Raw genomic sequence first — 11484 nt, forward strand, 5'->3', positions numbered from 1 at the left:
CCGCGATGCGTTCGGGCGCTCTGGCCGATCTCCTCGCCGAGCACAAGGTGACTAAAACCCACAACCGGCCCTATGTGTCCAACGACAACCCGTTCTCCGGGTCTGAATTTCGCACAATGAAGTACCGGCCCAACTACCCCGGAACGTTCGAGAGTCTTCAGGCCGCCCGCGACCACCTGGCCGAGTACGTGCCTTGGTACAACACGACCCACAAGCATTCCGGCATCGCGCTATTCACGCCCCAGCAAGTCCACGACGGCTCCTGGAAGCAGGCCCACCGCATCCGCGACATGGCACTGCAGACCTACCACCAGAACCACCCGGAACGATTCAACTCGCGGCCGACTACACCCACACCAGCCGGCACCGTTGGAATCAACATCCCCAAGGAAACTGTCAAAAGCTAGCCCACGTGACTCCACACAGCTTGACATCGAGCGGTCTGCCCAAAATCTCCGTCGAATTGGTTCGGGCGAATAGAGTGGGGGGATGCCGACGATCGACGCAAACCCGCTGGACGAGCCACAAACCGATCCATTCGAGATCGCCCGGATCGCGGCGGAGGAAATCGCCGAGCTGACCGGCGTCACCCATCACGACGTCGCGCTGACCCTCGGCAGCGGCTGGGGCAAGGCCGCGGAGCTCATCGGCGAGACCACGCACACGATCCCCGCGCAGTCGATCACCGGATTCAGCGCCCCCGCGCTCGAAGGCCACGTCGGCACTCTGCGTTCCGTGCTCCTGCCGAACGGCAAGCGGGCTCTCGTCATCGGCGCGCGCACCCACTACTACGAAGGCCACGGCGTCCGCCGGGTCGTGCACAGCGTACGCACCGCTGCGGCAACGGGCGCGACGACCATGATCCTCACCAACGGGGCGGGCGGCATCCGCGAGACCTGGACCCCCGGAACGCCGGTGCTGATCAGCGACCACATCAACCTCACCGCGGACTCGCCGCTCGAAGGCGCGACCTTCATCGACCTGACCGACCTCTATTCGAAGCGGCTGCGCGACCTCGCCCGCACCATCGACCCCGGGCTCGACGAGGGCGTCTACTGCCAGTTCCGCGGACCGCACTACGAGACCCCCGCCGAGGTGCAGATGGCGAAGGCGATCGGCGGCCACATCGTCGGCATGTCGACGGCGCTCGAGGCCATCGCCGCCCGCCAGGCCGGCATGGAGATCCTCGGCCTGTCCCTCATCACCAATCTCGCGGCCGGGATCCAGAAGGAGCCGCTCAGCCACGCCGAAGTGCTCGTCGCAGGCAAGCAGGCCGAACCCGTGATCAGCGCACTCCTCGCCAGGATCGTGGCCGCCCTGTGAGCGCGACCGAGACCGGCACCGGGCCCACGAGCACCGGGCCCACCAGCACAGGGCCCGTCGACTCCGAGCTGACCGGCACCGGTGAGGTTCGCGCGCGCGGGCGTCACCGGGCATTGCCGGATGCTCCCGCTTCCGCACTGCCCCCGACCCTCGCGCTCGAGATCGTGGAGATTCCGGTCCCGGCGGCCGCCCAGGCGGTTCCAGTATCGGCAGCAGCCGAAGCGGCGGAGGCAGTTCCGGCAGCAGCCGAGGAACCCGCCGCTGCCCCACTGACCGCCCACCCGGCATCCGCCGCGGACGAACAGGCCCCCGTCACTGCGGAAATGGACGCCACCGTCGCGGCGGCCTTCGTCCCGGCAGCGCGCGCCCACCCCGTTCGGGCATCGACGACGTCTGCACCGGCCCCTGCGCCCGACGACGCCACCACGGTCGCCGCGGCCACCGCCTGGCTCGCCCAGGACCCGGACCCCGAGACCCAGGCCGAACTGCGCGCCCTGCTCCGCGGGGCACAGTCCGCGGACGAGACAGCCATCACCGAGTTGCACGCCCGCTTCGACGAGCGCCTCGCCTTCGGAACGGCCGGCCTCCGCGGCGCGATCGGCGCCGGCTCCAACCGGATGAACCGCGTCCTCGTGTCCCAGGCCGCGGCCGGCCTCGCCGCGTTCCTGATCGGAACCGCCCTTCCCGGCCAGACCCCCTCCGTCGTGATCGGCTACGACGGCCGCAAGAACTCCCAGGTCTTCGCGGCCGACAGTGCCGCGATCATGGCGGGTGCCGGCGTCCGCGCCATCCTGCTGCCCCGCCTGCTGCCGACGCCCGTCCTCGCCTTCGCCGTCCGCCACCTCGACGCGAGCGCCGGCGTCATGGTCACCGCCTCGCACAATCCCGCGGCCGACAACGGCTACAAGGTCTACCTCGGCGGCGCGAACAGCGGATCCCAGATCGTTTCACCGGACGACGCGTTCATCGCAGCCGAGATCCACCGCGTGGCGACGCACACGACCATCCCCGACCTGCCGCGCGGCGTCTACGAGACCGCGGAGGAGACCGTCGTCCAGGCCTACATCGCCGCGACCGCCGCTACCGTCGGCCCGCCGCGCGCCCAGGTCAACGCCGTGTACACGGCCATGCACGGGGTCGGCTGGGACACCACCCGCCGCGTGCTCGAGGCTGCGGGCTACGACCTGCCGACCCTCGTCGACGCGCAGATCGCCCCGGACCCGACCTTCCCGACCGTCGCGTTCCCGAACCCGGAGGAGCCGGGCGCCCTCGACCTCGCCTTCGCGACCGCCCGCGAGATCAACGCCGAACTCATCATCGCGAACGACCCGGACGCCGACCGCCTCGCGATCGCGATCCCCGACGCCGACGCCGCGGGCGGATACCGTCGCCTCACCGGCAACGAGGTCGGTGCGATCCTCGGCTGGCGTGCCGCGGAACGGGCAGAACTGGCGCCCATCGCCGACGACGCCGCCACGGACGACGACGCGGACACATCCGCGCCGGCCCCGCGCAGCGGCACTCTGGCCTGCTCGATCGTCTCGTCGCCGGCCTTGAAGGCCGTGGCGGATGCCTACGGTATGCGCTTCGAAGAGACACTCACCGGGTTCAAGTGGGTCTCGCGCGCCCCCGGTCTGGTGTTCGGCTATGAGGAAGCCCTCGGCTACCTCGTGAACCCGACGACCGCGCGCGACAAGGACGGCATCTCCGCGGCCCTCGCGCTGCTGTCCCTCGTGAGCGACCTGAAGAACGAGGGCTTCACCCTCGCGGACCACCTGCACCACTTCAGCGGCCGGTTCGGGCACTTCTCGTCGAGCCAGATTTCGGTGCGCGTCACCGACCTGTCGTCGATCTCCCGGGTGATGGACCGGCTGCGCTCGAACCCGCCGGTGTTCATCGGCCGGATCCGCGTCGACCACATCGACGACCTCGCCGGCGGCTTCCTCGGCTTGCCCCCGAGCGACGTGCTCCGGATCCGCCTCGTCGGAGGGGCCCGGGTGATGGTGCGCCCGAGCGGCACAGAACCCAAGCTCAAGGTCTACCTCGACACGAGCAGCGTCGTCGGCACGGTGGTGGAGCGCCAGGTCGCCGCCAACGCCGTGCTCGCCGAGCTCGAGCGCGGTATGCGCGAGCTCATCGCGTAGGGCTCACCGCGCAGGACTCGGACCTCAGGGCCCGGCACGCGAAGCACCGCACCGCACCGCGCCGCACCGGGCTCAGCCGAGCGCGTCCTCGAGCTTGGTGGTGAGCTCGTCGAGGTCGAAATAGTTGTCGATGACGACGATGTCCGCGTTGGTCTTGCCGATGTGGGCCACGAGCTCCGATGAGGTCAGGATCACCTGCGCGTCCGCGCCGACGGTCTGCACGGAGGCAACGTCGGTCGCCGTGACCTCGGCGTCGATGTCGAGCCGGGCGAGAGCCCGTTCTGCGTTCATCTTCAGGATCGCGGAGGTGCCGACTCCGACCCCGCACAGGGCGACGATCTTCATTCCTGGACCCCGTTGGCTTCTCCGGCGGGTGCCGTCACGCCGAGCAGCGAACGGATGCCGGCGGCATCCGTCGCGGCCGCAAGCGCAGGGATGACCCGCGGGTCATTGAAGAGGTTCGCGAGTTCGGCGACGAGCAGCACGTGCTCATCGCCCGTCGTCACGGCGAGGCCGAGGACCACGCTGACCGGGTCGTTGTGCGGGTGGCCGAAGGCGACGGGTTCCGCGAGCGTCACGACGCTCAGGCCCTCTGCGATGACGTCGGGGCCTGGGCGCGCGTGGGCGAGGGCCAGGCCCGGGGCGATCACGACGTAGGCGCCGAACTCGTCGATGACGTCGATCATCCGTTTCGTGTAGCCGGGGCCTGTCGACCCCGAGCGCACGAGACCGTCGCCGGCCGCGGTCACGGCGGCGCGCCAGTCGGCCACGTGGATGCCGATCGCGATGGCGGTAAGAGGCAGGTCTGGGAGTTGCATAGGTTCTTTCACTGGGGTTGCGTGGCGGGGTCCGCGGACTCTCAGGCCTCTTCGAAGCCCGCGACGATGGCGTCGGCGAGTTCTTCGCGCTCTTCGAGCGGGAGGAACGCGGACTGGGCGGCGTTGAGCTGGAAGACCTCGAGGTCGTCGATGTCGTAGCCGAAGGCGTCGCTCAGCAGCGCGAGTTCCTGGCTCAGGCTCGTGTCGCTCATCAGCCGGTTGTCGGTGTTGACGGTGACCCGGAAGCCGAGCTGATACAGCAGGTCGAAGGGATGGTCGAGCAGGTCGTCGCCCCAGGCGGCGATTGCGCCGGTCTGCAGGTTCGACGACGGGCTCAGTTCGAGGGCGATCTCACGGTCGCGCACCCACTGGGCGACCGGGCCGAGGGTGACGTAGGTGTTGTCGTCGTCCTCGCGGCCGATGACGATGTCTTCGGCGAGGCGCACGCCGTGGCCGAGGCGCAGTGCGCGGCCGTCGAAGAGGGCGCCGCGGATGCTGCCCAGCCCGTCGGCCTCTCCGGCGTGCACCGTGACCGGCATGAACTCCTTGGCGAGGTAGTCGAATGCTGCAAGGTGGTTGCGGGCGGGGAAGCCGAGCTCCGCGCCGGCGATGTCGAAGCCGATGACGCCGTTGCCGCGGTGGCGTACGGCGAGTTCGGCGATCTCGAGGCCGCGGTTCGCGTGGCGCATCGCGGTGATGAGCTGGCCGACCCGGATGGTGGACCCGAATTCTGCCGCCTGGTCGACGCCGGACTCGAGGCCTTCCTGCACGGCCTCGACGACTTGGTCGAGGGTGAGCCCGCGGGTGAGGTGCTGTTCGGGTGCCCAGCGGATCTCCCCGTAGATGACACCGTCTGCGGCGAGGTCCTGCACGAATTCGCGGGCGACTCTGATGAGGCCCTCCCTGGTCTGCATCACGGCCGTCGTCACGTCGAAGGTCTTGAGGTAATCCACGAGCGAGCCGGAGTTGGCCTGGTCGGCGAACCAATCGCCGAGGGCGGCAGCTTCCGTCGACGGCAGGGCGAGACCGATGGCCTCCGCGAGCTCGATGATCGTCTGGGGGCGCAGGCCGCCGTCGAGGTGGTCGTGCAGCGATATTTTGGGCAGCGCATTGATGCTCGTACCACCGGGCAGCAGGAATTCCTCAAGGCTCGTATTCACGCTCACCAATCTACCGGCCCCGGCCTCCCCCGGCCCCTCCCCAGGCATAACTCCCGTAATTTATCGTGATCGGCAACAAACCGATCCCGTTCAGGAGATCGAGCCGGGCTCAGCCACAGATGCGCTCGGCGATGAGGGGGCCGCCGTCGAGCACGGGCTCGCCGGGTTCGCCGATCCGGTACGCGCCCTCGAGGGCCTCGAGGGCCCTGGCGAAACGCTCCGGCTCGTCGGCGCTGAGGGTGAAGAGCGGCTGCCCTGCGCGCACGGTGTCGCCCGGCTTGGCGTGCAGGTCGATCCCTGCGGCGTGCTGCACGGGGTCCTGCTTGCGGGCACGGCCCGCCCCGAGACGCCAGGCGCCGATCCCGAACGGCAGAGCCTGCTGCTCGACGAGCACTCCGTCACGGTCCGCCGTGACGACGTGGGTTTCCTTCGCGACCGGCAGCGCGGCATCCGGGTCGCCGCCCTGGGCGCGGATGACCTCGCGCCACTTGTCCATGGCCCGCCCGTCGGTGAGGGCAGCGGCGACGTCGACGCCTTCGATTCCGGCGAGGTCGAGCATCTCGGTCGCGAGGGCGATCGTGAGTTCGACGACGTCTGCAGGTCCGCCGCCGGCGAGCACCTCGACCGATTCGCGGACCTCGTTCGCGTTTCCGATCGCGAAGCCGAGCGGCACGTTCATGTTGGTGAGCAGGGCGGATGTCGCCACCCCGGCATCCTCGCCGAGCGCGACCATCGTGCGGGCGAGTTCCCGGGAGAGCTCGATGTCCTTCAGGAAGGCGCCGGACCCGAACTTCACGTCGAGGACGAGCGCGCTCGTGCCCTCAGCGATCTTCTTCGACATGATCGAGGAGGCGATCAGCGGGATCGCCTCGACGGTTCCGGTGATGTCGCGGAGGGCGTAGAGCTTGCCGTCCGCCGGGGCGAGGCCGCCGCCCGCCGCGCAGATCACGCCGCCGTGGTCGCGGAGCTGCGCGAACATCTCCTCGTTGCTGAGGTGGGCGCGCCAGCCGGGGATCGACTCGAGCTTGTCGAGGGTGCCGCCGGTGTGCCCGAGGCCGCGGCCGGAGAGCTGCGGGACGGCCGCGCCGAAGATCGCGACGAGCGGCATCAGCGGGAGGGTGATCTTGTCGCCGACGCCGCCGGTGGAGTGCTTGTCGGTGGTCGGCTTCCCGAGGCCGGCGAAGCTCATCCGCTCGCCGCTGTTGATCATGGCGAGGGTGAGGTCCTTGATCTCCCGCCGGGTCATGCCGTTCAGGAAGATCGCCATGGTCATCGCGGCCATCTGCTCGTCGCCGACGTAGCCGCGGGTGTACGCGTCGATCAGCCAGTCGATCTGGGGGGTGGCGAGTTCGCCGTGGTCGCGCTTGGTGCGGATCAGGTCGACGGCGTCGAAGGCTTCGAGGTGGGTCTGGGTGTTCACTGGTGTTCTTCCCGGTAGTCGGCGAGCTGGCGGGGCCCGAAGGCATCCGGCAGGACCTGGTCGATGGTGCGGAGGCCCGAGACTGTTTCCAGCAGCATGCCGGGTGCGGAGTGTTCGTAGAGGAGCTGGCGGCAGCGGCCGCACGGCATCAGCAGGTTGCCGTTGCCGTCGACGCAGCTGAAGGCGAGGAGCCGGCCGCCGCCGGTGAGATGCAGCACGGAGACGAGGGCGCACTCTGCGCACAAAGTGAGGCCGTACGAGGCGTTCTCCACGTTGCATCCGCTGATCACCCTGCCGTCGTCGACGAGGGCGGCCGCGCCGACGGGGAACTTCGAGTACGGCGCGTATGCGAGGCTCATCGCCTCGGTCGCGGTGCTGCGGAGGAGCGCCCAGTCGATGGCGGGAGCCACGTGGCCGGACTCCGGTTCGTTATTTCGTGCGGGTTCGTTCTTTCGGGAGCTCACGATTTGATGTACGGCTTTCCGGAGGCCGCCGGCCCCCGTGACTGGCCGACGAGGCCGGCGACGGCGAAGATCGTGACGAGGTAGGGCAGCATCAGCATGAATTCGCTCGGCACCGGGGAGCCGATGATGCTGAGCACGTTCTGCAGGTTGCTCGCGAAGCCGAAGAGCAGCGCGGCGAGGGTGGCCCTGATCGGGTCCCAGCGGCCGAAGATGACGGCGGCGAGGGCGATGAACCCGGCACCGGCTGTCATCTCCTTGCCGAAGGCGCCGACGGAGCCGAGGGTGAAGTACGCCCCGCCGAGACCGGCGATCGCGCCTGCGAGCGAGACGTTCCAGAACCGGGTGCGGGCGACGTTGATGCCCACGGTGTCCGCGGCCTGAGGATGCTCGCCGACGGCGCGCAGGCGGAGGCCCCACTTGGTGTGGAAGAGGCCGAAGTACACGCACGCGACGGCCACGTACATGATGTAGACGATCAGGGTCTGCCGGAAGAAGACCGGGCCGATGATTGGGATCTCGCTCAGCAGCGGGATGTTGATGTTCTCGAACCGCGGCGGACTGTTGAGCGTCCCGGCGTTCGGGGCGAGCAGCTGGGAGAACAGGAAGCCGGTCACCCCGGAGACGAGCACGTTGAGCACGACGCCGACGATGACCTGGTCGACGAAGTACTTGATCGCGAACGCGGCGAGCACGAAGGAGACGAGCACGCCGGCGACCATCGCCGCGACAAGCCCGAGCAGCGGCTGCTGGGTGATCGACGCGACCATCGCCGAGGTGAACGCACCCGCGAGCAGCTGGCCCTCGATCGCGACGTTGACCACGCCGACCCGCTCCGAGATGACGCCGCCGAGAGCACCGAAGATGAGCGGGACGGCGAGGCTCAGCGACCCGAAGAGCAGCCCGGGCACGGGGATCGTGTGGTCGGCGGAGGCCCAGGCCAGGAAGCCGACCAGCAGGAACACCGCGAACACGGTGACGAGCCAGATCGGTACTTTCGCCTTCGAGCGCACGAGCCATCCGCTCGCCGCCGTGATCAGGAGCAGGAGGGCGACGACCGCGATGCCGGTCGGCCGGGTGGGCAGGACCACGTCGGGCAGCTGGATCAGGTCGGTCGTGGTGGACAGGCGCATGGTGCTCTCGCCGTCACGACCGAAGACGACGAGCAGCAGGAAGCCGAGCACCGAGAAGATCGCGAGGGCGATCGGGGTCTTCCAGCTCTTGATCTGCTCGAAGTCGGGCCCTGCGGCAGTGACTGCTGCGCCCGGTCCGGTGGACCCGGCCGGTGAAACGGTTGTCGGAGTGCTCACGAGGCCACCGCCTCCGTGGGTGTCGTGGTGCGTTTCCGGGGCGTCTTCGCACCCGGGGTCTTCTGGCCCGGCGTCGGCAGCCGGAAGATGGCGCGCACGAGGGGCGGCGCCGCGATGAACAGCACGATCAGGGACTGCACGATCAGCACGATGTCGATCGGGACACCCTCTGCCGCCTGCATCGAGAACCCGCCCGCCTTGAAGGCGCCGAAGAGGATGCCCGCGGCGAAGACCCCCCACGGGCGTGAGCGGCCGAGCAGCGCGACGGTGATCGCGTCGAACCCAATGCCGGAGTCGATGCCGGCGTCGAAACCGCTCGTCGACGTGCCGAGCACCTGGTTGATGCCGGCGAGGCCGACGAGGCCGCCGGAGAACAGCATCGCGTAGACGTACATCCGGTTGACGCTGATCCCGGCCACCCGGGCCGCGTGCGGGTTGAGCCCGACGGCGCGGAACTGGAAGCCGAGATTCGAGCGCGACAACAGCCACCAGGTGAAGATCGTCGCGATGATCACGAGGATGAACCCGAGGTGCAGGTTGTACGCGGGGCCGAGCAGGTCGGGGAACACGGCCGTCGGTTTGCTCGCGGGACTCTGCGGGTTGTTGGACCCCGGCGTCTTCAGGAAGCCGTCGCGCAGCAGGTAGCTGACGAGATAGTAGGCGACATAGTTCAGCATGATCGTCGTGATGACCTCGTGCGCACCGGTGCGGGCCTTGAGCAGGCCGACGATGCCGCCCCAAAGCGCACCGCCTGCGACGCCGACGACGAGGGCGACGACGAGGTGGATGCCGGCGGGCAGGTCGAGCGCGAAGGCCACCCAGCCGCCGAGCGCTGCCGCGATGAGCATCTGGCCGCGACCGCCGATGTTGAACAGCCCGACGCGGAAGCCGAGCGCAACGCCGAGGCCGGCCGCGATCAGCGGGGTCGCGAAGGTGAGGGTCTCGGTGAGCGGCTTGATCCCGGACGCGAAGTCCGGCTTGCGGAAGTTGTAGATCGACCCCTGGAACAGGGCGGAGTACGCTCCGGAGACGGAATTCCAGGCCGCGACGACGGTGTCGCCCGGTCGGGAGAAGAAGTACACCGATGCCTTCTGGACGTCCTCGTTGGTGAAGGCGATCAGGATCGCGCCGACGAGCAGGGCGAGGAGAACGGCGAGGACGGAGATGATGGCGTTCCCGGTCGTGATCTCTCGGAAGACCTGGTACGCGCGGCTCGGCTGGTCAGGCTGGTCCGGCCCGGCCGGCTTCCCGCTGGAAACCGGCGGGGTCTGAAGGGTCTCGCTCATGCTGCCGCTCCTTCTTCGGTCGGCGTTTCGCCGGCCATCATCAGCCCCAGTACGGCCCGGGGGGTGTCGCCGGGGACGATGCCCACGACGCGGCCGCGGAACATCACCAGGATCCGGTCGGCGAGGGCGGCGACCTCGTCGAGTTCGGTCGAGATCACGATGACCGGGGTGCCGGCATCCCGGGTCGCGATGATGCGCTCGTGCACGAATTCGATCGAACCGACGTCGAGGCCGCGGGTCGGCTGGGCGGCGATGAAGAGCCGCAGATCGCGGCTGAGCTCTCTGGCGAGGACGACCTTCTGCTGGTTGCCGCCGGAGAGGCGGGCGACGAGGGTGTCGATGCCCTGGGAGCGCACGTCGAATTCCTTGACCTTGTCCTCGGCGAACCGGGCGAGGAAGGACAGCTGGACGTTGAAGCGCTTGACGAACGGCGGCTGGTGCGACCGGTCGAGCATCAGGTTCTCGGCGATCGTGAATTCGCCGACGAGGCCGTCCTCTGTGCGGTCCTCTGGCACGAAGCCGACGCCGGCGTCGAGGATCCGGCGCACGGTGTGGTTGCGAAGCGAGGCTCCGTCGAGGGTGATGTCGCCGGAGACGCGCGGCTGGAGGCCCATCAGGGCCTCAGTCAGCTCGGTCTGCCCGTTTCCCTGCACTCCGGCGATGGCGAGGATCTCGCCGGCGTGCACGGTGAAGCTCACGTTGTTGACGAGCACCTGCCCGCGCGGGTCGAGCACGGTGAGGTCGGTGACGACGAGGGCAGGGGCGCCGGGCGCGGCCGGGGACTTGTCAACGGTGAGGTCGACGGGGCGGCCGACCATCATCGTGGCGAGTTCCTCGTTGCTCGCGGTGGGCGAGGCCTGGCCGACGACGGCACCGAGGCGGATGACGGTGATCCGGTCGGCGACAGCGCGCACCTCCCTGAGTTTGTGGGTGATGAAGACGATCGAGGTGCCGGAGTCGCGCAGCTGGCGCATGATGCCCATCAGCTCGTCGGTCTCCTGCGGGGTGAGCACCGCGGTCGGCTCGTCGAAGACGAGCACCTTCGCATCGCGGGAGAGCGCCTTGATGATCTCGACCCGCTGCTGCACTCCGACGGGGAGGTCCTCGACGAGGGCGTCGGGGTCGACGTCGAACCCGAACCTGGCCGAGATCTCGGTCACCCGGCGGCGGGCGGCCGGGAGATCGAGGTGGCCGCCGAACCCGGTCTCTTCGTGGCCGAGCATGACGTTCTCGGCGACGGTGAAGACGGGGATGAGCATGAAGTGCTGGTGCACCATGCCGATGCCGGCGGCCATGGCGTCGCCGGGTCCGGAGAAGTGCTGGACGACGTCGTCGAGCAGGATCTCGCCTTCTTCGGCCCGGTAGAGGCCGTAGAGCACGTTCATCAGGGTGGACTTCCCTGCGCCGTTCTCGCCGAGCAGCGCGTGGATCTCGCCGGCCTCGACAGTGAGGTTGATGTGGTCGTTGGCGACCAGGGCACCGAATCTCTTCGTAATGCCTCGAAGTTCGAGCTTCATACTTCCCGATTCTATTGAGCAGCCGGCCGGGGGGGGGGGGGGGGG

General features: G+C 69.0%; 11 protein-coding genes. 3 read left to right on the forward strand and 8 right to left on the reverse strand.

Translation table 11 applies throughout. The features are described 5' to 3' along the window. The 3 genes from E3O50_RS04180 to E3O50_RS04190 all read left to right on the forward strand — a co-directional run. A partial coding sequence (locus E3O50_RS04180) for an integrase core domain-containing protein (protein ID WP_166790708.1) occupies window positions 1–407 on the forward strand: 407 nt, incomplete at its 5' end. Window positions 408–489: 82 nt separating this feature from the next. Next, window positions 490–1323 carry a purine-nucleoside phosphorylase gene (locus tag E3O50_RS04185; RefSeq protein WP_134560705.1) on the forward strand — a complete coding sequence of 278 codons (834 nt, stop codon included), beginning with the start codon at window positions 490–492 and terminating at the stop codon, window positions 1321–1323. Then, window positions 1320–3467, forward strand: coding sequence for a phospho-sugar mutase (locus tag E3O50_RS04190; protein WP_241975513.1), 2148 nt, complete (start codon window positions 1320–1322; stop codon window positions 3465–3467). Before E3O50_RS04185 ends, E3O50_RS04190 begins: the two co-directional genes overlap by 4 nt. A gap of 72 nt (window positions 3468–3539) precedes the next feature. Here E3O50_RS04190 and E3O50_RS04195 read toward each other — a convergent pair whose 3' ends face one another. The 8 genes from E3O50_RS04195 to E3O50_RS04230 form a co-directional block, all read right to left on the reverse strand. After that, window positions 3540–3812 carry a PTS sugar transporter subunit IIB gene (locus E3O50_RS04195; protein ID WP_134449402.1) on the reverse strand — a complete coding sequence of 91 codons (273 nt, stop codon included), beginning with the start codon at window positions 3810–3812 and terminating at the stop codon, window positions 3540–3542. After that, the gene (locus tag E3O50_RS04200; RefSeq protein ID WP_134560706.1) at window positions 3809–4285 is read right to left on the reverse strand and encodes a PTS sugar transporter subunit IIA; all 477 of its coding nucleotides are present in this window, start codon (window positions 4283–4285) and stop codon (window positions 3809–3811) included. The genes E3O50_RS04195 and E3O50_RS04200 overlap by 4 nt, the downstream gene beginning before the upstream one ends. Before the next feature lie 41 nt (window positions 4286–4326). After that, complete coding sequence (locus E3O50_RS04205; RefSeq protein WP_134449404.1) at window positions 4327–5445, reverse strand: adenosine deaminase; 1119 nt, start codon at window positions 5443–5445, stop codon at window positions 4327–4329. Window positions 5446–5554: 109 nt separating this feature from the next. After that, window positions 5555–6865 (reverse strand): thymidine phosphorylase, encoded by a 1311-nt coding sequence (locus E3O50_RS04210; protein WP_134560707.1) that lies wholly within the window; start codon window positions 6863–6865, stop codon window positions 5555–5557. Next, window positions 6862–7275, reverse strand: a complete 414-nt coding sequence (locus E3O50_RS04215) for a cytidine deaminase (protein ID WP_241975514.1) — start codon at window positions 7273–7275, stop codon at window positions 6862–6864. The genes E3O50_RS04210 and E3O50_RS04215 overlap by 4 nt, the downstream gene beginning before the upstream one ends. 50 nt (window positions 7276–7325) lie before the next feature. Next, window positions 7326–8552, reverse strand: coding sequence for an ABC transporter permease (locus tag E3O50_RS04220; protein WP_241975516.1), 1227 nt, complete (start codon window positions 8550–8552; stop codon window positions 7326–7328). An 80-nt stretch (window positions 8553–8632) separates the two neighbouring features. Further along, window positions 8633–9922, reverse strand: a complete 1290-nt coding sequence (locus tag E3O50_RS04225; protein WP_134449407.1) for an ABC transporter permease — start codon at window positions 9920–9922, stop codon at window positions 8633–8635. After that, window positions 9919–11439, reverse strand: coding sequence for an ABC transporter ATP-binding protein (locus E3O50_RS04230; RefSeq protein WP_134560709.1), 1521 nt, complete (start codon window positions 11437–11439; stop codon window positions 9919–9921). The genes E3O50_RS04225 and E3O50_RS04230 overlap by 4 nt, the downstream gene beginning before the upstream one ends. Window positions 11440–11484: the final 45 nt, after the last annotated feature.

This window comes from Cryobacterium sp. MDB1-18-1 (assembly GCF_004402735.1).
Lineage (GTDB): Bacteria > Actinomycetota > Actinomycetes > Actinomycetales > Microbacteriaceae > Cryobacterium > Cryobacterium glucosi.